At 34.0% G+C, this 25,233-nt stretch carries 22 protein-coding genes and 2 pseudogenes; 4 read left to right on the forward strand and 20 right to left on the reverse strand.

Going from position 1 to position 25,233, the window contains the following annotated elements:
- Positions 1–191: 191 nt before the first annotated feature.
- From tnpB to ACHUFV_RS20285, 3 genes are all read right to left on the reverse strand, one after another.
- A complete protein-coding gene (gene tnpB / locus ACHUFV_RS20275; protein WP_394237309.1) occupies positions 192–1,370 on the reverse strand; it encodes an IS200/IS605 family element RNA-guided endonuclease TnpB in 1,179 nt (392 codons plus the stop codon).
- A 207-nt stretch (positions 1,371–1,577) separates the two neighbouring features.
- Positions 1,578–2,741 (reverse strand): murein hydrolase activator EnvC family protein, encoded by a 1,164-nt coding sequence (locus ACHUFV_RS20280; RefSeq protein WP_394237311.1) that lies wholly within the window; start codon positions 2,739–2,741, stop codon positions 1,578–1,580.
- Between the two features lie 906 nt (positions 2,742–3,647).
- Positions 3,648–4,181, reverse strand: coding sequence for a hypothetical protein (locus tag ACHUFV_RS20285; protein ID WP_394237312.1), 534 nt, complete (start codon positions 4,179–4,181; stop codon positions 3,648–3,650).
- Positions 4,182–4,544: 363 nt separating this feature from the next.
- On the opposite strand from ACHUFV_RS20285, the gene ACHUFV_RS20290 reads away from it, so the two are divergent.
- The gene (locus ACHUFV_RS20290; RefSeq protein ID WP_394237314.1) at positions 4,545–5,537 is read left to right on the forward strand and encodes a DoxX family membrane protein; all 993 of its coding nucleotides are present in this window, start codon (positions 4,545–4,547) and stop codon (positions 5,535–5,537) included.
- A 482-nt stretch (positions 5,538–6,019) separates the two neighbouring features.
- Here the strand turns inward: ACHUFV_RS20290 and ACHUFV_RS20295 are convergent, their stop codons facing one another.
- The 12 genes and pseudogenes from ACHUFV_RS20295 to ACHUFV_RS20350 all read right to left on the reverse strand — a co-directional run.
- Positions 6,020–6,958, reverse strand: coding sequence for a F510_1955 family glycosylhydrolase (locus ACHUFV_RS20295; RefSeq protein WP_394237316.1), 939 nt, complete (start codon positions 6,956–6,958; stop codon positions 6,020–6,022).
- A 551-nt stretch (positions 6,959–7,509) separates the two neighbouring features.
- Positions 7,510–8,763, reverse strand: a complete 1,254-nt coding sequence (locus ACHUFV_RS20300; protein ID WP_394237317.1) for a murein hydrolase activator EnvC family protein — start codon at positions 8,761–8,763, stop codon at positions 7,510–7,512.
- 444 nt (positions 8,764–9,207) lie between these two features.
- On the reverse strand, positions 9,208–9,804 hold the full coding sequence (gene lhaT / locus ACHUFV_RS20305) for a lipoprotein heptaprenylglyceryl N-acetyltransferase LhaT (protein ID WP_394237319.1): 597 nt from the start codon (positions 9,802–9,804) through the stop codon (positions 9,208–9,210).
- Positions 9,805–9,974: 170 nt separating this feature from the next.
- Positions 9,975–10,172, reverse strand: a complete 198-nt coding sequence (locus ACHUFV_RS20310; RefSeq protein ID WP_394237321.1) for a hypothetical protein — start codon at positions 10,170–10,172, stop codon at positions 9,975–9,977.
- 94 nt (positions 10,173–10,266) lie between these two features.
- On the reverse strand, positions 10,267–10,509 hold the full coding sequence (locus tag ACHUFV_RS20315; protein WP_394237617.1) for a spermine/spermidine synthase domain-containing protein: 243 nt from the start codon (positions 10,507–10,509) through the stop codon (positions 10,267–10,269).
- A 641-nt stretch (positions 10,510–11,150) separates the two neighbouring features.
- Positions 11,151–11,276: a hypothetical protein gene (locus ACHUFV_RS20320; RefSeq protein WP_394237323.1), complete on the reverse strand. Its 126-nt coding sequence runs from the start codon at positions 11,274–11,276 to the stop codon at positions 11,151–11,153.
- Positions 11,277–11,719: 443 nt separating this feature from the next.
- On the reverse strand, positions 11,720–13,693 hold the full coding sequence (gene ltaS / locus ACHUFV_RS20325) for a lipoteichoic acid synthase (RefSeq protein WP_394237325.1): 1,974 nt from the start codon (positions 13,691–13,693) through the stop codon (positions 11,720–11,722).
- Positions 13,694–14,365: 672 nt separating this feature from the next.
- Positions 14,366–15,559 (reverse strand): c-type cytochrome biogenesis protein CcsB, encoded by a 1,194-nt coding sequence (gene ccsB / locus ACHUFV_RS20330; protein ID WP_394237327.1) that lies wholly within the window; start codon positions 15,557–15,559, stop codon positions 14,366–14,368.
- Complete coding sequence (resB, locus tag ACHUFV_RS20335; protein WP_394237329.1) at positions 15,560–17,197, reverse strand: cytochrome c biogenesis protein ResB; 1,638 nt, start codon at positions 17,195–17,197, stop codon at positions 15,560–15,562. It lies immediately after the preceding gene.
- 15 nt (positions 17,198–17,212) lie between these two features.
- On the reverse strand, positions 17,213–17,737 hold the full coding sequence (gene resA, locus ACHUFV_RS20340; protein WP_394237331.1) for a thiol-disulfide oxidoreductase ResA: 525 nt from the start codon (positions 17,735–17,737) through the stop codon (positions 17,213–17,215).
- A 61-nt stretch (positions 17,738–17,798) separates the two neighbouring features.
- Positions 17,799–18,506 carry a cytochrome c biogenesis CcdA family protein gene (locus ACHUFV_RS20345; RefSeq protein WP_394237333.1) on the reverse strand — a complete coding sequence of 236 codons (708 nt, stop codon included), beginning with the start codon at positions 18,504–18,506 and terminating at the stop codon, positions 17,799–17,801.
- Positions 18,507–18,984: 478 nt separating this feature from the next.
- Positions 18,985–19,281 (reverse strand): annotated as a pseudogene (locus tag ACHUFV_RS20350) (zinc ribbon domain-containing protein); the annotation flags it as partial.
- A gap of 423 nt (positions 19,282–19,704) precedes the next feature.
- On the opposite strand from ACHUFV_RS20350, the gene ACHUFV_RS20355 reads away from it, so the two are divergent.
- Positions 19,705–19,944: a hypothetical protein gene (locus ACHUFV_RS20355; RefSeq protein ID WP_394237335.1), complete on the forward strand. Its 240-nt coding sequence runs from the start codon at positions 19,705–19,707 to the stop codon at positions 19,942–19,944.
- A gap of 100 nt (positions 19,945–20,044) precedes the next feature.
- Positions 20,045–20,605, forward strand: coding sequence for a TVP38/TMEM64 family protein (locus tag ACHUFV_RS20360; protein ID WP_394237337.1), 561 nt, complete (start codon positions 20,045–20,047; stop codon positions 20,603–20,605).
- A 213-nt stretch (positions 20,606–20,818) separates the two neighbouring features.
- On the opposite strand, the gene ACHUFV_RS20365 is transcribed toward ACHUFV_RS20360, so the two are convergent.
- On the reverse strand, positions 20,819–21,763 hold the full coding sequence (locus ACHUFV_RS20365) for a metal ABC transporter solute-binding protein, Zn/Mn family (RefSeq protein ID WP_394237338.1): 945 nt from the start codon (positions 21,761–21,763) through the stop codon (positions 20,819–20,821).
- 370 nt (positions 21,764–22,133) lie between these two features.
- Here ACHUFV_RS20365 and ACHUFV_RS20370 point away from each other — a divergent pair.
- A pseudogene (locus ACHUFV_RS20370) lies at positions 22,134–22,277 on the forward strand (hypothetical protein); the annotation flags it as partial.
- A gap of 29 nt (positions 22,278–22,306) precedes the next feature.
- On the opposite strand, the gene ACHUFV_RS20375 reads toward ACHUFV_RS20370, so the two are convergent.
- The 4 genes from ACHUFV_RS20375 to ACHUFV_RS20390 form a co-directional block, all read right to left on the reverse strand.
- Positions 22,307–22,444 carry a hypothetical protein gene (locus ACHUFV_RS20375; protein ID WP_394237340.1) on the reverse strand — a complete coding sequence of 46 codons (138 nt, stop codon included), beginning with the start codon at positions 22,442–22,444 and terminating at the stop codon, positions 22,307–22,309.
- Between the two features lie 201 nt (positions 22,445–22,645).
- Positions 22,646–23,377, reverse strand: a complete 732-nt coding sequence (locus tag ACHUFV_RS20380) for a YwmB family TATA-box binding protein (protein ID WP_394237342.1) — start codon at positions 23,375–23,377, stop codon at positions 22,646–22,648.
- A 271-nt stretch (positions 23,378–23,648) separates the two neighbouring features.
- Complete coding sequence (locus ACHUFV_RS20385) at positions 23,649–24,278, reverse strand: nitrite reductase (protein WP_394237344.1); 630 nt, start codon at positions 24,276–24,278, stop codon at positions 23,649–23,651.
- Positions 24,279–24,521: 243 nt separating this feature from the next.
- Complete coding sequence (locus tag ACHUFV_RS20390) at positions 24,522–24,839, reverse strand: GNAT family N-acetyltransferase (protein WP_394237346.1); 318 nt, start codon at positions 24,837–24,839, stop codon at positions 24,522–24,524.
- Positions 24,840–25,233 lie beyond the last annotated feature (394 nt).

Here is a 25,233-nt window from a genome sequence, read left to right on the forward strand (position 1 = left end):
TCTTTAAAATTTCCGGTTTAATATTTACTCCCCACTGGCGAAGTTGTATCGGATTTTGCAACTTTATAGCTGACCAAAACGCCAATTGTAACTTCAGTAACTACAAAATTTGAACTACTCACCCCTTAACGACCTTACGGTCTGTTTGAAGGGGGAGATTCCTACGAAAACCGAAGTATCCTTCAGTTGTATTAGTAGGCTATCCCCGTCGCACCGACGGTTAGAAGTCTTAGAGCTTCATTTTTTACATTTAATCCTGCGTTAATATCCCTTTGGTGGTGGACATGGCACTTAGGACATTCCCATTCACGCAATCCAAGATTTTTAACGTCTTTATTTTGATGGCCACAGAAGGAACAGAGCTGACTGGAAGGGAAGTTTTTCGCCACTGTTACCACTTGTTTGCCATACCATTTCGCTTTGTATTCGATCATGTTTTTGAATAGTGACCATGATACTTCGCTGATCGCTTTGGCAAGGTGGTGATTTTTTACCAGATTGCATACAGATAGATCTTCCATACCGATAATGTCGTGATTTTTGACAATTCCGGTGGAGATTTTGACCAAGTAATCCTTTCTTTTATTCATAATTTTTTCATGGATACGCGCGACTTTCCTTTTAGCTTTGTACCAGTTTTCACTACCTAATGTTCGTCTACTCAACATACGTTGTGTTTTAGCTAATTTTTCTTCTAAGGTGCGGAAAAATTTCCGATTGGGGTAAGTTGTGCCATTGGAGAGAATAGCAAAGTCTTTGATACCTACATCAATTCCAATAGCAGAAGTGGTTTTCGACAGTACTGCTACTTTTGCTTCAGTCGCTATAGAAACAAAGTATTTGCCTGAAGGATTCCGTCTGATTGTAGCATTTAAAATCCTACCTTCAACTTCACGACTTTTGGCAAAACGAACAAGACCAAGTTTAGGCAGTTTAATATACTTGTCTATTACAGTTATATTTCCATTTGTATACTTTGTTGTGTAAGATTGAACTGGATTCTTTTTGGACTTAAAACGAGGTGCTTTATTTTGTTTTTTGTAATATCGATCATAGGAATCAGCCAGATTTTCGACTGATTTTTGCAAAGCAATACTATCGACTTCTTTCAAAAATGAATAATGCTTTTTAAGTTCGGGGAGTGATTTTATTGTTTCATACTTATTTAAACACTTGCCTTTCCAACTATTATTTGGAAGCTGACCATTTTGAACCATTTCTTCGACGATGTACCAATAAGCATCTTTTTCTTTTTGTTTTCCAAGAAAAAGGTTATATACAAATCTCGAACAACCAATCGTCTTATTGATAAGTTCAATCTGTTTTTTGTTTGGAAAGATGCGGAATTTATATGCTTTGTTAACGATCATGTTTTCACCTCACTCCAAAAGGAACGTTCGTTCCTATTATAACATAGTGAGATGACTTTGGCTAACGCCAACCGACATTCATCTCCCTCTTACTCATTGGGCTACGCCCTTCACATTCCTTGAAGTGGGAGTCTTCTGTCGTGAAATGATAAAGTTAAAAAATGAGGCAGCTATTTATGTAGCTACCTCATTCCTATGTAAATTTTTTTAGCGTCCTGGGAGTACATCCATTGGATTTAGTAATTTACCATTATTATAAACTTCAAAATCTAGATGTATTCCGGTTGAGCGGCCAGTACTACCCATAACTCCAATCTTACTTCCTTGAGAAACAGATTGTCCTACTGCTACATTTATGGAAGCTAAATGTGCATATTGAGTTGTATATCCATTACTATGTTGAATTTTAATTGTATTTCCATAACCATTTATCCACCCAGCATATGTAACAGTTCCGCTGCTAGCAGCTAAAATAGAGTAATCAGCTGGTCTTGCGATATCAATCCCTTTATGAAAACTGCCCCAACGCATTCCTTGGTAAGTTGTTATAGTTCCTCCTATTGTCGGCCAAATAAATAAGCCATTTTCTACAACTTGCGAAGATCCTTGACTTATTGCACTTTCTATTTGTGGTGCTGTATTAGTCTGCAGAGATACTTGATTGTTGTTTAATGCATTTTTTTCACTTTCTAATGCACTTACTTTCACCTTTGCATCCTTTTCCTGTTCTTTTAATTTTTCTATTAAGTCATTTTGTTCTGTTTTCTTTATATTTAAATCCTCTTCCATTGTCTTCATTTCAGTAATCATCAATTCTAATGAAGTGAGTTCTATTTTTAAATCTGATTGGGATTTATCTAAATTATCCTTATCTGTTTGATAACTCTCCAAAATGTCACGATCAGCTTCAAGGAAAGTTACTACTGCCTCAGTTCTATTAATAAAATCACTAAAACTTTGTGAATTTAGCAAAACTTCTAAATAACTAATGTTTCCACCAGACTCTTGTAATGAACGGGCTCTATCTTTTAATAAACCATCCCTTGCTTCTATTCGTTTTATTAATTCATTTATTTCTGTTTGTAGTTTTTCTATTTTATTTTTTGCATCTGTAATTTGTTGTTCTTTTTCATTAATTTTTGCCTGTGTATTACTTATCTCATTACTAATCTTTTCATAATTCAATTGGGCTGATTCCAATTCAGTTTGTATATCGCTGATTTTATTATTAGCCAACTTTAACTTTGACTCAATATCTGATTGTGTGTATTCTAAATTAGTTTCTGCAGCTTTAACAGGGGCACCCTCTCCGATGATACCTCCTACTCCTAAAGTCGCTATCAATGATAATGTTATAAAAGTTTTTTTCACGTTTAGATTCTCCCTCTCTATCTATGTATCTTTTAAAAAATTCATTTTAATTTCGCTATATTATTTTCCTTCACATGGAAAAGCTAGCTTCGAATAGGAACTTAACAATGTATTTATTTTTTTCACCTTGTTAGAATAACGTCGAAATATGGAGAATTTTAGTATTTTTCATTTCAATTATGTAACAAATTATTTTTAGATTCATAAACCGATAAATACAAAGGTAACCGAAAAAGTGGATAACATGAGTTTATGGTTAGGACGGTTCATTGGAAACGATTAAAGAGAGGATTGTATGATAAGGATCAGTGGATTAATTCTTATATAAAGTAAATATACAAGTAAACGCAAAAATGACCCCTACCAAAGATGGGGATAATTTTTACGTATCACTTGCGTTTTTTTATTTTTAACCGTAGGGGAATTCTCGAATTAACTGTTTGTTATTTTTAATTAAAACTATAAATTATTCACTTCAATATAGACCGCCCATTCCTCTCTATCAATCACTGTAGTTGCTATCAAATTCTTCGTTTACTATATATATTTCAATCTATTTGTGCATTGTTGTTTCCGGCATTTAAATAATATATTCATTAATCATTTTGAATTATTACTCAAGGCAGAATTGTATAGAGTCTTATATTTATACATAATAGCCTAGCCATGCTTAAATATAGATACTTCCCATCAGGTGTAAGATCAATCCCGAAAGTGTTCTATTTTTAATGGTTTTAACAACTTTATCTTTATATATATTCATAACAGATATCGTCCCATCATTTACATTCGGTATATAAGCCAATGAGAATTCCTTTGTTGATACGTAAATAATGGCGGCTAATAAAAATAAACCAATCAGTACTTAACCAAATTTTCCCACAATTACATTCCTTACTTATCTGTTTAGCTCGCTTTTGAAATCCAAGGCTGCTCCCATTCAAATGTCCTTGAAGGAATGTTATCAATATTATTTATTTTTAAGATGATATTGTCCTCAATAACTGACCCTTTCCACTTCAAGTAGCCAACCAAATGATGAGAATCATCATTCGTTAATTCCCACTTAAATTCTCCTGATGGATTTTCAATTGAACTAAATGAAAGCCGCGCTAACTCATCTAGTGGATATTGTAGTAAATCAATAGAATGTGTATTCATTACAATTTGAAAAATCAACTCATTTGATGAACTACGTTCGGGTAGAATAGTAGCTTCAACTCCTACGGCACCCTGAGAATCCATTCTTGTTAAATCAAATCCACTAATTTCATCAGTTTTTGAATTCATTAACTTTGCATTGTCATTTTGTGTAGAAGTGATATTTTCAATAAATTCAGGTTCAAGTGGAAACGACCCTAATTGTCCAAAATAAAACCAAGCAATAAAAAGAATAATAGCAATAGCTCCGAGTATCATTAATATTTTTTTAAAATACATTCGAGAGCACCCTCCTTTCCATCTGTATACATAAAATAATCTCAAAAATATATGCAGATTTAATTGAAATGATATGAATTTTTCATGACCAATATAAAAAAGTTAGAATCCTAATTTAATCTACTAAAAATATGCTAGTAATAACTAATTTGGAAACCATTTATGGGATAGTTTGGTTTTTAGAGCTAGATCCGCAAACATGAAAAACCAAGCTCCTTTTAGAAAGCCCATGGCTTCTTATTTATCCTTTTATTCACTTTTCTAGATATTAGTGGTTTAAGGGCTTATGTGTAAAATGCATAATTCACATATTTCATCACATAATACCCCTAATAAACTATTTAAAGAAGGGAGTATTTATTATTGAAAGTAAGACTAATTATTCTTTTATTTGGTTTAATTGCAACACCACTTGTAACAAGTGCACATGTTAAATGGTTTACGAAATTAGAACCTAAAAAATTACCTATCGAACAAATTTTATCATCTGAATTTATTTTTATTTCTTTATTCATTGCCCTTTTATTAGCGTTGTTATCACAACTTATACCTAAATTAATGGATATACCTGGTGTATCAAAAATCGATAGGAAACTTGATAGTTATCGTAAATATTCTCGTTACATACTAAAATATGGAACAGCTGTAGCATTTATCTTACAATTGCTGAATGCAACCATGTTTGCCCCAGAATTTACAATTAATCGTACTTGGCAAACAATTATTATGTGGATTATCATCATAGCGTTACTAATTCCTCATCATATTGCTTCAAAAATAGCCGCACTAGTAATGCTAGGATTATTCGTGAATATTTGGAGTCATGCTGGATGGTTTCATATGTTGGACTATGGTTTCTATCTGGCCATTATCGGGGTTTTATTAGTTGGAAAAACAGGCTTAGATACATTTAGTTTTCCATTTCTATACTTAGGTACTGGATTAAGCTTATGTTGGGTTGCAGTGGAAAAATGGGTTTATCCAATGATGACTACTGATATTATTTACGACCATCATGTCCCTACATTTGGTTTTGACCCCGAACTATTTGTTGTCTTGGCTGCTTTTATTGAATTTGTTGTTGGATATTTACTCGTAGTAGGTATTCTAAATAGAGTATTGGCAGTTGTAGTCACAATTTTATTTATTCTTACAACCACAATATTTGGATATACAGAAGTTGTCGGACACGGGATGATCCATATTGTACTCATTATCTTTATCATTGAGGGGATATCTTTCTACCATCCGCCAATTAAAATGCATAAAACTCGAATTGACCAAATGATTTTCGTCTTTTTAAACTTCTTATTTGTTTTAAGTACTTTTCTACTAATTTATTATCGTTTCGCTTAATTAAACAATAAAAGAGGCTGACTCAAAAGGTCTTAAATACAGAGTCTTTTGAATCAGCTTTCTAGGATTTTAGATAAATTAAAGATCCCCAGAAGATAAATTTTCTCTAATCGAAGTAGCTAAGGATTAACATCCAGAACGTTAAGCAAGTGCTAAACCTCCCTCTGCCATTTCAATCGCCGGGTGTGAGAAATGGCCAGAAACTTACTGCTAACAAAAGCATTCAGCATGCTGTCTAAAAATTCTCGATTCACTTTTTAGTAGTAAAAACAAGATGTTCTTAATATGGTCATCCCACAGGTAAAGGGGTTTGAATTACTAAACGGGATTCAAAATCTGTTATTTCGGCACCTCAACATTCAACTAATTACTCAGGCTCTCAATCAACCCTCGTTTTAAAAAAAGTTTATGCAGGCTAGTAACTTCTTAACTTGAGAAGGTATTTAATAACAAGAAACCAAAACTGCCTCTTTTTTGATAGATCATTTCTCGGTTTGCCCAGCTCCTGTCTTAACAACCTGATCCCAATTCTTACCACTATCATTACTTATATATATATTCATCTGATCAGTAGCAAATGCTAATTCATCTTTGTTACTATAGTTATAGCTAATAAATGTAATATTTCCATCCACATCATTTGGTAATTCATAGTTTGTTTTTGTATTATTTACAAGGTCTAGTTTTATTAATTCTTTATCATTGGTATTGATTCCGACAATTATCTCATCACTACTAGAGAAGACTGCGGAGCTAACATATGATTCATCTAAGAGTAACTCAAAGGATTCACCGTAATTATCGGAAATATACAGTCCTTGGTCAGTTCCAATTGCTATTACTCCTTTTTTCGTAGGATGTGCAATAATTGCAGTGGGCGTGCCTGAAATTCCATTCATTTTCATCTGATTCCAAGTCTTCGCTTGATCTTCTGAATAATAAAATCCTGGCTCCTTCATTTTTGAATTCGCTTCTGGAGTAAAGACGTAGATATCCTCTGTTTCATATCCCACGGACAAAGCATGGAAATCCACTTCACCATGTAGGTCGACAATATCAACAGATTTACCATTGTCGGTACTTTTCACAATTCCGAGCGGGTTCTTCAGATTTGATCCTTGGCCAGGGTGTCCACTACTATAAAATCCATCTTTTGTAGGAGAATAACCCATATAATCATTTTTTTCTACATCGGGTATTGACCATTCCCCTTTTGAAAATTCCCTTAATCCATCATGAACAGCAGCGACTAATTTTGTACCATCTGCAGAATAGCTTAAACCATGTAAATCCGGAAAGTTGACCTTTTCTGTCTCATTTTTTGGAATAAGTATAATAGCAATAAACACTCCTAAAATACCTATCAGTAACCAACCTAATCCGAACTTTAGACTCTTTTGTTGCCTTTTCCTTTTAGACATTAATTTTACCTCCTAAAATCTTCACACTTAAAAACACTAATGATACAGAAGAATTATGCATTTTCCGTGAATAATCTAATTATATTAAAAAATTAAATCATTTAATATAATCTTGTATATGGTATCGTGCATTTATTTTACTATTCTTTTATGAAAATATTTTTCAAAACAAAAGAACACCAATTAGTGTATTAGTTGGTGTTCTGAGTCAATATAGAAATTTTATATTCCCTTACGATCCTTATCATCATCAACTAAAGCCGTTCCCTCCCTATTTCACCAATTTTTTACTTTTTCTTTGTTTTTGCGTTGTTATAAAAATTGCTCATGTGTCAGTACTTTTCTTGTCATATTTAATTCTCTACTTAAGATATGCTTTCAATTATTTACCTTTTGTTTGAGAGTTGCTGCTACGCTTCTTAGAGCCTTTTTATTACTGATTGACATGAATAAAACTTAAAAAACAGCTTAGTAATTAATGACTAAGCTGTTTGAATTTATATAAGTACCTCTATGAATTTTTAGAAGGTATTATTTAAAAATAAGTCCTTTTATAATGGAACAATTCCAACTGGGTTGATTGCATTAGTTTTACCGGCATTCCATGATCCTTTATGAAGTTCAAAATGTAAGTGTTGTCCATATGACTGGCCCGTATTCCCCTGATAGCCAATTTGCTGACCTTTTGAAACAACTTCACCTTCACTTACTGTACGACTACTCATATGGGCGTAAACAGTTGTATAGATTTGACCATCAATGGAATGAGAGACAAAGACAACATTACCATAGCTCGATGAGTAATAAGAGCGGATAACTACGCCATCTGCTGCAGAAACAATTGGAACGGTTCCTTTTTCAGCGATATCCACACCATAGTGGGTTCCGCCACTTCTACCACCGAATCCAGAAGTTACAGTACCACTAGTTGGTCTAGTAAAATTCCCACTAGAAACTTGGGGAGTCGAAACGGAAGCAACACCCCCACCGCCTAAATTATTGCTTGCTTGTTGTGCTTGACGTCGTTGTTCCAACTCAATAGCATTTTGCATAGCAGACTGCTGGGATGATAATAGCCGATCTTCTTCCTCAAGTTCCATTTTATTCTTTTCAATTTCTTCTTCTTCAAGTTGTAAAGAAGCCATTAAATTATCCTTTTCCGCTTTCTGAGTGTCTAAGTTTTGTTTTAATATCTCTAATTCACCGAGCATCGTTTGAAGGCTGTCTAGCTTCCCCTCTACATCCTTTTGTTTATTCTCTAACAGTTCTTTATCTGCTTGGTGTTCACGAAGAATATCTTGGTCCGCTTCCATAATCGTAGCAACGAGCCCAACACGGCCAATGAAGTCACTGAAATTGCTAGCCCCGACTAACACATCAATATAGCTAACCATACTTCCATTCTCCTGAAAGGAACGGGCACGATCTTTTAAAAGCTCATTGCGTTTTACAATCCTTTCCTCAAGTATTTTTATTTCCTCTTTTAATTTTGCAATCTCGGTTTCCGTTTCTTTAATTTCCTCCTGCTTCTGAAGCATTTTTCCTTCCGCCTCAGCGATGGATAAGTCTAATTGCTTTATCTCTTCATCTAATTTAGCTTGTTCATCTTGTAATCCATCAATCTTTTGTTCAGCCTCACTAATTTCAGATTCGACTGTGGAACGTTTATTGTCAAGCTCACTCTTTTGATCGTTTAACTCCTGTATGTTTGAAGTCTCAGCTGCTACTTTGATGGGCAATCCCGAAAGTGTTAAACTGAGCCCTAATACAGTAGCGGCCGAAATTGTTAATATTGATTTTTTCAATTTAATATCTCCCTTTAATAACCTATGTGTAACATAATCACAGTTCAAAGTTTCTATAAGTAAATTTCTCAATAAATTAATGAAAATGAATGACAACTATAAAACTATATCTCCATTCTGATAATAAAATTGCAACTTGCCCTATAGAATGCTGTTAGTAAATTGATAATTTTGTCGTTTATTGCGCTAAATACTATTTTATCATCTGTTTATGTCGAATTAACTTTAATTTTATTACAGTTTCTTTTCAAAACCTGACCTTATTTCCATTGTCTTCTATAAATTTTCGGAAACTAATAATATAAGAAAAAATTTTATAGGTATCTTATAAATAATTCTAGTGTAGACACTCTTTTATATATAAAAGAGCCAAGACCATTTGAACGGTCTTGGCTCTTTATTTCTAAGTTGTAGAATCTTACACTGTAACTCTAGGATAATATCCTACCAATTCAAGGACAAATCCTTGTTTTTTTTCAATTTAAATCCTATTAAATATGCAATTGCAATGGAGATTATACTTAACCAAAACGTGAAATAACCAATTTGTGGCAAGTAGTTGGCTAACACTCCATACCAAGGCATCATAGAAAACACATAATCTATTACATCGTTATGAAGCGTCCAAATTGCAGCTACAATCAACTGCCAGAACTTAATTCGATAATAAGGTGCGTACAATAATCCTTGAATTGCCATGGCAGCATGTGAAACGATCAACATATAACCTGTCCAATGAAGAGAGCCTGTCACAATATATGTAAGGATATTCATGATAACAGCCCATACTCCGTACTTAAACAAAGTAATAACTGCTAGTGCCTCAAAAAGAGGCCAATTTCTTTTCAATAGAAATGCCCCTAAAACAAAAACAAAAAACAAGCTAGCTGTAGGACTATCTGGTACAAAAATTAAAAATTCAGGAGGTGTTTCTACAAGTTGATATTTATACCAAATGTATCCGTAGACTGTTCCAAGTACATTAATGATAAAAAGTATCCAAATAACCCATCTTTTTTCTATAAGGTTTAGAAAATTCATACATTCCCCACTTTCTTTAGCCTTTTGATTATTAAATCTTTGAATTTTTTTAAAAACCTTTTAATAAAAAGAATAGATAATAAAGTCATCAATCTGCTTTACACCGCTTATATCCAGCAGAACTACCTTTGAAACTAATGCTTTTTAGCTAATATATTTTCCTAGTTTAATTAATTTAAATTTCGGATTTTTGTATCCCCGTCTAAAATTAACTCCCCTTCATTTACTTTTACAATATGTTGTCCAATTACCTTTTTATAATCAAGAGATTTTTTGCTTCCAACAATAGTTAGGTTTTGTAATCCATGCTTTTCTCCTTTTGTAAATACATATACATAGGGATAGACACTTTTTAATGTGGTGTCCATGGATTCTTACTATATCTTTTTTCGGATTTCCAATTGCATTAATGATTAAAATCCAATCATCATTCAATTTTCCACTTGTTAAAGATAAGAATTCTTACGAAATTAAATGAAAAGGTATTTGGTATGTTTTGTTATATGCATCCAATACAATTACATCTTTTTTGTCAGTTCTTTCTTTTAAAATTTCTGTTCCATCTCCAATTTCTACACTGTTACCCTTGTATTGAAAATAATTCTGGCTGCCCTCTAAAACCCCCCTGTCTATTTCCGCAACTTTTACTTTTTTATTCTCTTGTTCAAATTTTCTAGTCAGTGTACCTATACCCTGACCGATAATAAATACATTTCACTTTCAGGTGCAAAAGCTTCAGAAACCTCCCATACACTTTTTGCATAATCTAGTACCGAGTTGTCGGGTTGATCCAAATCAATCATTCCTTGAATGGTTGTCTTATTTCCAAATGTAAGATATCTAAAAATTCCATCTTTTCCATTTTAATAATCAGATTGATATACATAGATGTCATGATAAAGACTCGTTGTCTCGTAAAGTATTTTAGAGGTTTTCAATTTATTCGAAAAAAGAGGTAAAAAAATGAAAACAATGGATATTACCATTAATATAATTTGTGAATTGGTTTTCACTTCAAAATAAAATAAGTAAGCTAAAAATAGCAAACAGGCAAATACAGTAATAACCAAATTAATGTATGTTAAAGGAATAAGAAAAAAAGTAGTCACCAATGTTCCCAATACACTCCCCATTGCTGATGAAGTATGGAGATTTCCAATTATTCTTCCGCTTACTTTGTCTTCAATATAATCCAAACATCCCTATACCGAACGATAAATCCTATTTCTAATATTTTTCCATACACTAGTAAAGTATGGAATTAATACATATCAACCTGCTTACACTTCTATATTCTTCAGAATCACCTTATATTTACTATCTAACATATTTTCTTCTTGTTTGTTTTAAGTAGAAATGCTTAGGTGGCCAAGAACATAAAGACAAAGATGGATATATAGCTTCAAAGCCCTTATCGTCCCTTCAGTAGATTCCACCTTTGCTGTTCCTGTTTCGTCTTCCCTAGCCTTCATCTATTTCAACTGGATGGGGATGAGTAATACCCAATCTTCGTCCAATATTTCTAACATCCCGTGCATTATCACCTTGGTGACATTTTTAACGAGTTTTGTAAAGTAATAATCCTTCGTTGTGGTATACACGCTCCCTTACTATTGAATGTAGTACCTTTTGGAAATCCCCTATATAACCCAGGCACACATCAGTGAAAAATCACTTTCTGTTATATTGCTCAAAATTACAGCTGTTCCCAAGCCAACACTGCATTATAATCTATAAATGTTAAGAAACTATGGAGAATTATGAAAACATGATTCTTTGCAAATGAAAAGTGTCACGTAAGCAGTTTCATATGTATGTGTGGACTTTGGAGACTTTTATAAAAAAATAAAAAAGACAAACCCATTTTCAAATCAATAATTTGAAAAGCGGATTTGTCCACTCTACTAGGAGGAATCTATTTCGCCTCCTTCACCTCTATTTGGTCTTCCCGCTTGTAGTCTTCATTCAAATGTCCTGCCTTTGAATAATCCAGCTTTGAACGGTCTATATTTTTAATTTCTTCGAGACTATGAAAGCGAAGCAAATCCCCATATACCACTTTATCCGACATCTCCAACTCACTTTTCACAAGCTCAGCATACTTTTTGTAAGGACCTTTTGCCTCTACTTCTTGGCCTGTGCTGTTATCATAAATTTTTCCTTTTACTGAAGTCACTTGATCCGTTACAAAGTCTCCATTCCTGAAAGCTACAATTTCATCTCTTTGCTTGGATAATAAATCAGCTCCAAATGAGACTTGATGTTCTGTGTCAATACCTAAAAGGTGTAAAACAGTAGGTCGGACATCGATTTGACCACCATATGTTTCACTCACAAAACCTTTTAAACCCGGTGCATAGATGATAAGAGGAACCCTTTGCAATTGAGCCTGCTCGAAATCATCTATTTCTTTGCCTATTACCTTTGACATAGCAGGCTTTCGGTTTTCAGAATTTCCATAATGATCCCCGTACATGACTACCATTGTATTTTTATCAAGTCCAGTTGCCTTTAAATCATCAAAAAACAATTTTAATGCTTCATCAAGATAACGTGCCGTTTGGAAATAGCCATCAACCGTTTTGTCACCTGTTTCAGCCGGAGGAATTGATTGATCCTCTTTATCTAATGGATATGGAAAATGGTTCGACAGCGTAATTAATTTTGTATAGAACGGCTGAGGCAAACTTGTTAAATAAGGAATCGTTTCTTTAAAAAACGGTTTATCTTCCAATCCATAGTTCAACACATTTCCTTCTGTCATATTATAATACTCGGAATCATAAAACATATCATATCCAAAAGACTTGTACATTTCTTCCCTATTCCAAAATGTCTTGGAATTCCCATGAAAAACAGCAGAATAATATCCTTTATCTTTTAGTATAGCTGGCAGTGCTTGATACATATTTTGCGCTTTAGTCGTAAATACCGCCCCCTGTGGAAGAGGGTATAGAGAGTTTTCCATTAAAAATTCTGCATCAGATGTTTTGCCCTGGGCTGTCTGATGGAAAAAGTTTTTAAAATATAAAGTATTAGGATTTCTTGTCAATGAATTTAAAAATGGTGTAACTTCTTCACCGTTTAGCTTATAGTCGATTAAAAAATTTTGAAACGACTCCAACGAAATATAAATCACATTCATTCCTTGGGCCGCTCCAAAGTAATCCGGATTCGGACTGGTATAATTCGCACTTGTGTAGTTTTCAGCAACAGCTATATCACTACTATCAGCTAAAATCCGCTGAGCAGACGACCTTGAATTTTGAATGATATCATATATCGTATAATTATAAGCTCCCAGATATTTCACAAGATAATTCCTGTCAAATGCACGAGTCAACAATTGCGGGCGATCCATTTCTGCAAGAGCTACATTTGTGCTAAGGATTAGAAAACCAGAAATAAATACCGTTGCTAAAGATCGTTTGGATACCCTTTCTGAAGCTTTTACTCGTTTCATAACGACCAATGCAACGAGTAAAAGAGTATCAATAAAGTAAAGAATATCATATGGCTTAAGAACGGCTCCTACACTACTGCTGACCTGTCCGAAATTTTGTGTCTGGGATAGAACTGGTACGGTAATAAAATCATTAAAAAACCGATAGTATGCAACATTTGCATACAATAAAAAGGACAAAAATGCATTTATAGATAGAAGCATCCATTGTTGTTTTCGGCCTTTAAATAATAAAGAGATACCTAAAAATAGGATCGCAGAACTAACTGGATTTATAAACAATAGAAATTCCTGCATTTCATTGTTAACTCCTAAGTTAAACTCTATGCGATAAACAAAATAAGTTTTTAACCAGAATAAGATCACAACTAAAAAATAAAGTTTGAGTGTTTTATATGAAAATAGGTTTAAAACTTTTTTTAGCAACGAACTAACCTCCTCGATTTTGCTATTCTTATATAATTAATAATCTAAATCTATTAGAAATAAGGGTCATTTTATACCGAAAAGGAAAAAAATGCAACCTCGAATATAGTTCCTAAACAAGGCCCAAAAAGAGTAGCAGCCCTTACTTTTTATAACCACATATAAAGTTTATACCACTAAATTGGATTTGATTTCAAAGAGACAATTAGAGCAGGACGATAAAAAAGGATAGGAAGATAAATAGAAAATTTTTTGTGTCATTGATAAACTTTGTTGAAACACAGTCTTCAGGTCTATAGCCAGCGAGTGCTGACCCATTCACTAGAAGGGATTCCTGTATTATTTATAACTTGTTTATAACTACAAGTGCTGGAAATGCCCTTAACCAATGAAATAGTTGGTCAAGGGCATTCCCATCTGTCGTATCTATATTGGTAACTTCTCAAATAGATAGCGAAGATATAATATGGATTTTTCATGCATTTTCTTTAACTGTAAGTAAGGACACTTGATTTCGCACCTGTGGGGGAAAATAGAGTAGAAAGGTGACAATAATAGGCATTTGTGAACCAGAATACAATGAAAAAATGGCTCGCTTAATAATTGACTTATTTTGCTTCTTAGTTTATTTTCCTTGAAGCATCCATTGATTTCGTAATTTCCGCCACTTCATCATGCGTATGAATGCAAACCGGCAATTACAAGGTTAACAACAATTAGATTGAATATGATTATAATGAAACCAATTACTGCAAGCCACGCAGTCTTCTCACCGTGCCAACCTTTTGAAAGCCGTAAATGGAGAAATACAGCATAAAATAAAAAGGTGATTAACGCCCAAACTTCTTTTGGATCCCAGCCCCAGAAGCGGGTCCAAGCAATTTGCGCCCAGATCATCGCAAATATTAGCCCTCCAAGTGAAAAGACAGGAAAGCCGATTATAACGGATCTGTAGCCGATTTCATCTACAAGATCTAAGTCTACTTTTTTGACAATCGGCTGCAATATGGTGCTAACCCGCCTTCTAGTTAAAAGTCGAATAGCCAAATAAAGGATTGTTCCTGAGAACAGGGACCAGATTACAGTGTTCAATTTTTGTGCATGAATGATGGCCGGCATGTCGACGACAATTGGACTAAATTTATCCGGCGTCAGCATTTCTCCTTCATTTGGTCCTACAAGTGCAGGCAGTTTATAATTCATGATTTTTTCAGTACCAGTCTTGTCAGTCCATTCAAAGTCAACTTTGTAATCAGCGATAGAAAAGGCGGAAGAAATCGTGATAAAACCAATAACACAAACGATGCTGAACATGATGGCTTCAAGCCAGAAAGATCTTTTGTTTTTAGTAAGCGGGTCTATTGATTTAAGAAGATAGATTAAACCTGCTACAAAGCTAATAGATAGAATAGCCTGACCGGTTGCCGTGGTCGATACATGTATAAATAGCCAATCACTTTGCAATGCAGGAATGAGCGGATTGATTTCACGCGGAAACATACTTCCGAATGCAATCAATATAACCGATACTGCCAATGCAAATATCCCTAACACATTTAATCTATAAATAAAGTAAATGAGAATGAACGCTCCCACTAGCATCATTCCAAAGAATGAAATAAATTCAAACATATTACTAATTGGGGCGTGACCTCCAGCCATCCAGCGAGTAATAAAAGAGCAGATTTGGGAAATAAACCCGGTTATTGCTAAAGTAATTCCTATTTTCCCCCACCTATTATTTCCTGTTTCATGCTCCCTTCCTTTTTTTTCTCGAATTGCTCCAGCAAAAAATAATATGGCAATTAAATAAAACACAAATGCAGCATATAATAAATTACTGCTTATTTGCAGAAAGTTTGACATTTATTTTTCTCCTTTTTCTATATTCTTGACCTCTTGCTGATCCGTTGGTGTTGGTATTGACGTGTTTTTTACAATATCGACAATCTCTCGTTTCAAGCCGTACCAATTTTTATTTGTATGGCCAGCAATAAGTATATCCCCATTCAATTTCTGCAGCCAAATACGGCGATGATTCCAATACGATCCTTGAATAACACCAATCATAAAAATAGCTCCGCCAATTCCAATTATCCAAATTGTAAGATCTTTTCTGACTGTCAGTGCAGTGACGTTACGAGTTGATGCACCTGAAAATTTCATTTTATATTCCGTTTCTCCGAGCGGTTCAACCGTTTGCCTAATAGCAGTAAAGCTGACTTCACCACCGGGATGCTCGGGTGAAATCATATTAAATAGGAAGGCAGGATTATCTGGTATAGATGATTTTGTTTGCGGTTCACCATTTTCTAAACCTGAAAAATTAGGATAATAACCAAGTAATTCAATTTTAAAACCATTGCCGAGATCATACACATCTTTCGGGTCAAATAAATCAATTGTCAATTCCCCTTTAACGGTATTAGTTTCTTTATCCCGGAAAGAAAAAGACATCGTACTTAATTCGTTGAGTTTATAGTCCACTTGGTAGGCTGCAAACTTATCAAACTTCAACGGTTCATTTACTCGTATTTCATGTTCCTTCACTTTGGTAAGCTTTTTATCCTCACCAATTATTTGTTCCGTATCGCGCTTATAAAGAACAACATCAGTCTGAAAGTTTTTTATCACGGGACCTACTCTGTTAAGCGCATCTTCAAACAATTCATTATCTTTTTCCGTATCGTATAATTCCCGTTTAAATCCTTTGCTTTCCAAAACATATTCTTCATTTGTTCCCGGGATGATCTTTGTTTCGCCATCACGGAGCCATAGCACTTCGTCAACATACATACCGGGTACGAACCGCAGCATTCCCCCAATTAAAAAGATTATTAGTCCAATATGATTAACATAAGGACCCCAGCGGGAAAAACGGCCTTTTTCTGCTAATATACTGTCATTTTCTTCTCTAATATGGTATCTCTTTTCTTTCAGTCTTTTCTTAATCACTGCAAGATCTCTATCTGGTTGAATGGCAGCCGTTCGATTAAATAATCTTTGTCTTTTTAGGAAACCCTCATGGCGACTTACTCGTTGCTTATTTAGCGCCCTGTATAGAGGTATTACACGGTCGAGGCTGCATATTACTAATGAAATGCCAATTGAAGCGATTAAGATTAAATACCACCACGAACTATATAAATTGTTAAAGCCCAAAATGTAGAAAGTCTTTCCGAAAACTCCATATTGCTCCTCATAATAATCGGCAGGGTCAGCAATTGGCGGAATATACATTTCTTGTGGCAATACCGTCCCAACTGCCGAAGCAATTAAAGTGATAACAATCAGCCATACTCCCGCTTTTACAGAGGAAAAGAAGTTCCATATTTTATCGATTGCCGTCTTGTTGTATGTCTGGGATCTACGAGCACTGCCTTCGTAACGCATATCATGAAGTTTTTCGCTCTTTGCTTCTTCAGTTAAAGCTCTGCCACATGCTTCGCACAATATTGTCCCGATTGGATTAATATGACCGCATTCGCATTTTACTTCTTTCATACTTAATACCCCCTATTAAGGCCTGATGCTTTCCATCATCTCTTTTATCCGAAATTCTGACAGTTCACCTGTTTCTATTGCTACGATAGTTCCTGTAGGATCAACCAACATGGTCGTAGGTAAAGGTTTAATACTATATAAAGTCAATACATTTTTGTTGCTGTCTTTGAGGATAGGAAAAACAAGCTTATGTTTTTGTACAAATTTATTGATAGAGAAGTCGGGCTCCCCTACATTTACAGCCAAAATTTCTACACCCTGGTCTTTGTACACCTTATACTGATTATTCATATAAGGCATTTCTCTTTCACATGGCTTACACCATGTTCCCCAAAAGTTTAAGAATACCCCTTTGCCTTGATAATCAGATAATTGATGTTTGTTGCCTTCCATATCGGAAAGGACAAAATCTGGTGCTTTATCCCCAACTTTTAAATCACCTGCAGTATCTTTTGTAAAGTTCGCATAAAGTGTGTAGATTACAGCAACAAACATTATGCCTAAAATTAGACTACGTATGATTAGTCGTTTCTTTTTCATATTTCTACCTCCACCAACAAAATTAATAAATCAAGGAAATTTCCAAGTATTAAAAGTCTTTTTAAAATCCAGTAAAGCCACCGAAAAGCGGGATTAATATGGAAATGATGATAATCATCCAGTCAAAATATAATAGAACTCCCATTATGATCATTAATACCCCGCCAAATATCATAAAATGATTTCCATGTTTTTTTAAGAAAGTCATTTTGTCGATAAAGAAAGTCATGACTAAAAACGGAATTGAAAATCCTAAAACATAAAAAGACATATAGAGAAGACCCATCCCAGGATTTGCAACACCTAGTGCAATGACTCCAGCTAGAATCGGTCCTGTGCAGGGAGTCCATCCAGCTGCAAACCCTAAACCGATCAGTAATGATCCTAAATAACCGGAAGGCCTAGTTTGAAATTGGATTTTTTTATCTGCGAGTAGAAATCTAAACCTAAGAACTCCCGTAAGAACCAATCCAAAAAACACCATTAAAATCGCGCCCAATTGCCTCAATAAAATTTGATAATCTACAAAAAATGATCCGATGAGAGATGTCGACAATCCAAGTGCTAAAAAGATAACTGAGAATCCCATTAAAAATAGGATTGTATGTATAAAGGCTTTTTTTCTTAAAATGCCTCTTTCTTCCTTCAATTCATTGATTGTCATCCCTGTAATATAGGAGAGAAACGCTGGATATAAAGGAAGGGCACAAGGGGATATAAATGATAAAAAACCTGCACCGAATGCTAGAAATAAGTTTACTTCTTCCAAAATAGATCACCGCCCTTTTTCGTGTTTTACACATAAATACCGTAATAATAGGACATAATTATCAAGAAACTATGCAGTTTAGTTGAAATAACATAAATGACGCAAATTGTTCACAAAATATTCAAATTTTACACACAGTTACTAATAATTAAGCGATAATAATAAAAACCTGTATAGTTTAAAAACTACACAGGTTTTCAAAACTTTTATTAGATTTTCTTCCACTACTGCTGCATAAATTTACCTTATTATTAAAAACATCCCTAGTATTAAATATGACAAAAAAAAGGTCCTTAATAATGGATAAGTTAGGTGGTAAACCATCCAAATCAACTAAAAAAGGACCAACAAATGGACGAGTTTACACGAAAACCTCATTTGGACAATGGTTTTCACTCTTGAACTACTCACCCCTTAACGACCTTACGGTCTGTTTAAAGGGGGGGTCCTACGAACACCGAAGTATCCTTCCGTTATATTAGTGGGCTATCCCCGTCGCACCGACGGTTAGAAGTCTTAGAGCTTCATTTTTTAGATTTAATCCTGCGTTAATATCCCTTTGGTGGTGGGCATTACACTTAGGGCATTCCCCTTCACGCAATCCAAGATTTTTAACGTCTTTATTTCGATGGCCACAGAAGGAACAGACCTGACTAGAAGGGAAGCTCTTCGCCACTGTAACCACTTGTTTGCCCTACCATGTCACTTTGTATTCGATCATGTTTTTGAATAGTGACCATGATACTTCGATGATCGCTTTGGCTAGATAATGATTGGAATCAGCCAGATTTTCGATTGATTTAAATCCCAAAATTGGTAGAAACTAAAAACTACGGTAATATTTACCCAACAATAGTGAGCAAATAGATTTCTATTCAAGACATCTCTAAAATCCCTTCAAAAACTACATTGTATTTTTATCTACATAAAAACTTTAATAAGTGTATACTTATTGCAATTATAATAAAAGGTGAGTATATAAAAATCTTTCAGTTAAAATTAGGATTTTGCTTTTTTATAATTATTCATGGCTTAAATTACATTTTGTTCTTCTTTTCCACGGAGGGATTTTGGATTCTAGGGTGATGAAGAGCTTACTGCTCTTCATTCGGTAGTATATTCTCACAGGGCCATTCTTGAAAAACAATTTAATACCTAAGCGATTGATCAAGTTGTTTTAATAGCGTCTGAATCAAGTATGGATGTAGTAATCACTGATAAAACCGGTAAGATAGTAGACTCAGCTCAGATTAACCCGTTTAAACAATATCTAGACACACCTTCTTCTAATATTCCTAAAAAAGAGCAAATAGTAGAAGAGAATTGGAGTGAAGGACCATTTATGGTTAGTCCTGTTCAGTCTGGTGGACAGTTTACTGGTTTGTATAATGTTCCTAGATACAGCATCTGCTCATTCCTTGATTCATCGGTTGAATGAACACTTCAAAGTAGCAGGTTGGATTACCATTAGACTTACAATTATTATTATTTTTCTATCAAAAGGAGTCGGATATAAATGGGCTGGAAAGGAATAAGTAGTGAATAACCTATTCATTGATTGGCCATCTATAAACCCAATTCTTGCAGCTCTATTGAGTATAGGGCTAAATATAGCCATCGCTATAACAGGAATACTACCAAGTGCCTTTATTACTGTTGGTACCGTTGGAATTTTCGGCTTAAATATAGGATTGATCATTTTAATTGTTGGAGAAGCAGCGGGAGCTATTGTTAGCTTTATTCTTTATCGTAAGGGTCTTCACAAAATTACTTCCTATTCGAAATTCAACAATATAGACAATAAATTTTTGCAAATATTAAAAAACAATAATGGAATAGATGCATTTTTAATGGTGATTCTCTTAAGAATTCTACCTTTTGTGCCTTCTGGTATTGTAACCCTTACAGCAGCTTTTAGTAAAATGAGTCTCCTTTCCTTCAGTTTCGCTAGTACTTTTGGGAAAATTCCAGCTTTGTTTTTTGAGGCTTACTCAGTAGCTTATGTTCTTGAATTAGAAACCGAATGGCAACTAGGAATAATTACTTTTGTCGGGATCATTTTACTTATCTATTTACTAAGGAAACGGTTAAAAAGTTAAGAAATTAAGATCCGTATCCATTGGCTATTGGTCTTAATTTTTTCAATTCACTGAAAGGCAAGTTCATTTTCGACATTTTCAAATAAATAGCAATAGCCGCCCTCTTATCCAGACCTTTTTCCTTTAGGGATTAGAAATGAGCTACGAACCATGATTTTGCAAAAAATAAAAGGTGCCAACCTCGCTTTCTAATGCGGAATTGACACCCCTAGTTTATTTTAAAACCTGTTTAATCGTTTCAATATTCTTCTTCATGATTGAAATATAATCTTCATTATTTCTAATATCTTCTTCATTTAATGATTCAAGATTATGAAGAGTCAGTGTGTCTGCCCCGATTTCTTCTTTAATTACTTCGGCCACCCGATTTTCTACATTTTGTTCAAATAAAACATAATTTATGTTTGATGTTTCAGCAATTTTTATTATTTCCATCAGACTTTTTTGGGAAGGTTCATCACTCGGAGAAAGGCCACTTATTCCAATTTGATTTAGTCCATAAGCATCCTCCCAATATCCGTATGCTGAATGGGCAACAATAAAAGTGTTATTTGGAGAATTTTCAACCATCGTTTTGAAGGATAGATCGAGTTCCTCCAACTCTTCTTTGAGTCTATTATAATTTTCTTCAAAATATTCTTTTTGGTCTGGTTTTATCTCAACTAAGGCATTCTTTATATTCTTAGCCAGTTGGATTGATCTTTCAGGATCTAGCCATACATGGGGATCATAGTCACCCTCTTCATCACCAGCATTTCCAGCTTCTTCAGAAGGCTCAGATGATTTTATTAGACTGATGCCTTCTGAAGCTTTAACTATTCTCGTATCTTCATTTTTAATTGCATTGATAACAGCATCAGTAAATCCCTCTATCCCAGTTCCTAAATAAATGAATGCGTCACCTTCAGCGATTTTAATCATCGTTTTAGTTGTTGGTTCAAAGGAATGAGCCTCAGTTCCTGTTGGAACAATATTTTCCACCTGAACAAACTTGCCGCCAATTTTTTCTGAGAAATCCTGAATTGGAAAGATAGTTGTATATACTTGAATTGTTTCCTTTTTAGCTTCTAAGCTTTTATCATTTTCGGAAGATGATTGACTACATCCTCCCAGAATGACAACTAGAAAAACGATCAAGGATAAGTATCTTTTAATCATAAAATCCTCCTAAACTTTATTTATATTTATTTAAATAGTAACGGTTACGATTTAAATTTTAGAGAAATTCACAAGATAATTCAATACAAATTTTAAATATGTAGAAAATATGAATCCGTATGTCTTTTAAAATTACATTACTTAATTCAAATGTAACATGACTTTTCCTTCATCAAGATATACTTTTACAGTTTCAACAGCATTTAGTATACCTACATTTCACACAATGCAGTTACATAGACACTTCTTCCATGTGCAAAATGGTAAGCCAGTAGTGGGATCACCGACTATGAAAGATACATACGATTTTTAGAACCTGGTGGGTGATGAATAAGTTGTTGCTTTTAAAGCAGAAAACCCTGGTAATTGGCTTTTCCACTGCCATGATTTACACCATGCTTCAGCAGCTATTGTAAATATGTTAAATTATGAAGGATCCCAACCAAACTTTATCGGATTTCCGACAGAAGACTCCCACTTCAAGGAACCTGAAGGGCGACAGCCCAGTGAGTAAGTGGGAGATGAATGTCGGTAGGCGTTAGCCTAAGCTTGCTTTTTGAGGTATTCCATTACTAACTTTTCAATAATCTTACTAGCGTCAGTACCTTCTCTCACAGCTTGCATTTTAAGTTGTGGAATAACATTTTCGTCTAATGAGGTCGTAAACTTTTTTCTAGCCACTGCCATTACCCTCTTTGAGTAAATACGTTGTTACGTATACAATAACAATTAAGGAGGTGATAATCAATGCTAGTAAACAAAGCTTAATAATAAGCCGGATTAACCCTTCTCCTTTTTTCCATAAAATAGATTGCGCAGTTTATCAACGGCAGTATTGTATTTTAGTGAAAAAATCAGCTCTATAGTCATTTACATTGATTCTTAATACTCAGTTGTTATAATAGGATTACCAATTGTAACATCTATTAAATTACTTTTTTGATTTTTCCTAAGACCTATTTGAAGATTAATTTTCTTGTCATTAACCATTAATGTGTTCGACTCTAAAAGATTAGTATATGCAGATAATGAAATGAAGTTATCTTCCATTAACCCTTCGACAAAAGTACCTGAGAATTCACTTAAAAGTTGATCGCCCTGTTGTCTTAATTCCAAATTACCTTTCATTGTACCAGTAAGAGTATAAAAGACATCATTTTCATTCATTTCTTTATTAAATTTAGTATTAATATATTTCCATATATCTTTACTCCAATTCCCACCTTTAATTTCATAAAAATGGTATAATCTGTACTTATTCCCTACAAGAAATGCAGAAATCTTAACCTGTATTTCTATATGTTTTGATTCAACTTGTTTGTTACCAACTACAATATAGTGATGTTCTTCTTTTTCATCATGCATAATATCCCATTTATACCCTTCTTCATTTCTTTTAATCTTCTCTATTTCTTTTTGGATATCTTTTTCACTATTTACATCTATAACTGTTTTCGTTAAATAGATTTTCCATGAATCTATATTTATCTTTTCCTTTTGAGCAATTTCTATTAACTCCAATAATTCATTATCATTGGTTTGACTATTAACTTTACTGTTTGTATAGAAGCCTAATAACATCAAAAATAGTAAAAAGATTTTAATAGATTTCATAAAAAACTCACCTCAGTATTTATCTTTACCTGTTCGTGAGATGAGTATACATTTATTTTTAACTATTCTTTAAATTGTTAGATTGCGTATAATTCATAAGTAATTTGAACTTCTTGGTTCTCATTGATCTTGAACAAAAAGCCCTGGTTTCAAATCTTATGAAATGAAAACAGGATGGAAGCAAGCTTTCTGGTATAACTTCTGGAAAATCCATTGGGGATAACCTCCACATGAAGGCTCCGAAAGAAATGGTTGTTTTGCAATCAGTTCTTTAATCGACTATTTGATTTTTAAGGTTATCTAATCCAAAACGATTAATAAATTTAAAAAATGATTCTCTCTTCTTTCCGTGTTCAGCATAGATATCAATGATTTTTTCGATAACATCATAAAGTCTTTCAGGAACAAGCTGTTCCATTATTAAGGTACCCGTCTGGGCATCCATTCCTTTTGCCTTTCCGCCAATATATAAATCATATCCCTCTCTTACTTTCATTACTCCGATATCATTGACTAGAGGTTCACCGCATCCAATCGGACATCCGGTATAAGCTGGACGAAGTGTAAAGGGGACTGGTGTCCCAGCTATTCGTTTATTTAGCTCAATTGCAACCGGCATACCCTCTTCTTCTTCTCCTTTACAAAAATTACAGGTTCTTAGACTCTTTACAAAATTCCCTACCGGGTAACAGGACAATCCCACTTCCTTACATTTTTCTTTGACTAATTCCACTTTACTTTCAAGCACCTCAATGTAAAGTTGTTGAAAAGTTGTCAACTCCAGTTCATCACCATCATCCATGTACTCAGCAATTACAGTCAGTTGTTTGGAATTTAGCTTTGAACCAAATGTTATTCCGCCATTAATGGCTAATTTGACCACCCTATCAGTTTTTCCCATATTTGATTCTACCTCCGTAATGCTTATGCGAAATATTGATTCACTTAAAGGAAAGAGTACCCCATGTAAACTTGATGTTAAAAAGATTTCCTCTATCTTCATTATAGTATACCTATGTACCCTATATAGAAACTAAATTTATTTATAATAAAATTGAATATGTAACTGACTATAAGCTAGGTCTGGGGTTTATGTTTATTTTAAGAAATGTTGACCATATATTTGTTTGCTAAATACTTACCATTATTTAATAGATAATTGAAAAGCTTTTACAATGATTCCGTCATTAGCAGGTTGAAAATCAAATTGTGGTATTCGCACAAAGCCCATACGAGTATATAACCGCATAGCATTTTTCATAAAATCAGCAGTATGTAAACCGATGTATTGGTAGCCTTTTGCTTTTGATATACGAATGCATTCTTTTATTAGTGCTTCAGCAATACCTTGTCCCTTATATTTCTTATTAACTGCGAGCATTCTTATTTCGGGATAAACTAACATATCAATAAACCCTTTATAGGCATCTGACTTTGAAGGGAATAAAGCAACACTACCCACCACTTCCCCATCTACTTTAGCGACAAAGATTTCAACACCTGACTGTTCATCAGCATCAGATAATATAGCATTCTTAAGAGCATTCCAATGCCCTTCAGGAATGTTTTTGCATGTACCTCGTAAGCCCTCATTCTGTTCTCTAGATATAGTACTCTTTCCTTATAAAAATACACTACATAAAATTTCGTCTCGCTCTAATAAAAACTGTTTGAATCTACTCATTTAAAGTAAAAACTATTAGCTAACTTAAATGGCTCTGCAGTAAGCTTTTTTACTTCCATCTCTTTTGGAAAAAAAAAGCACCAATCAAAGGGTACTTTTTCTTTAGGAAGGTACTATAAAATGTCCTAGTAATCCTTATATTATCATCAATATATGATGAATTTATGAAATA

Source organism: Niallia oryzisoli (genome assembly GCF_043641075.1).
GTDB classification, from domain to species: domain Bacteria; phylum Bacillota; class Bacilli; order Bacillales; family Cytobacillaceae; genus Bacillus_BD; species Bacillus_BD oryzisoli_A.

Excerpts from the sequence above, each read along its gene's own strand:
- ACHUFV_RS20355 (WP_394237335.1), top strand. The coding sequence starts at position 19,705 with ATGGATGTAGTAATCACTGATAAAACCGGTAAGATAGTAGACTCAGCT.
- ACHUFV_RS20365 (WP_394237338.1), bottom strand. The coding sequence starts at position 21,763 with ATGATTAAAAGATACTTATCCTTGATCGTTTTTCTAGTTGTCATTCTG.
- lhaT (WP_394237319.1), bottom strand. The coding sequence starts at position 9,804 with ATGAATTTTCTAAACCTTATAGAAAAAAGATGGGTTATTTGGATACTT.
- resA (WP_394237331.1), bottom strand. The coding sequence starts at position 17,737 with ATGAAAAAGAAACGACTAATCATACGTAGTCTAATTTTAGGCATAATG.
- ccsB (WP_394237327.1), bottom strand. The coding sequence starts at position 15,559 with ATGTCAAACTTTCTGCAAATAAGCAGTAATTTATTATATGCTGCATTT.
- resB (WP_394237329.1), bottom strand. The coding sequence starts at position 17,197 with ATGAAAGAAGTAAAATGCGAATGCGGTCATATTAATCCAATCGGGACA.
- ACHUFV_RS20310 (WP_394237321.1), bottom strand. The coding sequence starts at position 10,172 with ATGGACACCACATTAAAAAGTGTCTATCCCTATGTATATGTATTTACA.
- ACHUFV_RS20385 (WP_394237344.1), bottom strand. The coding sequence starts at position 24,278 with ATGGGAAAAACTGATAGGGTGGTCAAATTAGCCATTAATGGCGGAATA.
- tnpB (WP_394237309.1), bottom strand. The coding sequence starts at position 1,370 with ATGATCGTTAACAAAGCATATAAATTCCGCATCTTTCCAAACAAAAAA.
- ACHUFV_RS20380 (WP_394237342.1), bottom strand. The coding sequence starts at position 23,377 with ATGAAATCTATTAAAATCTTTTTACTATTTTTGATGTTATTAGGCTTC.
- ACHUFV_RS20285 (WP_394237312.1), bottom strand. The coding sequence starts at position 4,181 with ATGTATTTTAAAAAAATATTAATGATACTCGGAGCTATTGCTATTATT.
- ACHUFV_RS20295 (WP_394237316.1), bottom strand. The coding sequence starts at position 6,958 with ATGTCTAAAAGGAAAAGGCAACAAAAGAGTCTAAAGTTCGGATTAGGT.
- ACHUFV_RS20320 (WP_394237323.1), bottom strand. The coding sequence starts at position 11,276 with ATGAAGGCTAGGGAAGACGAAACAGGAACAGCAAAGGTGGAATCTACT.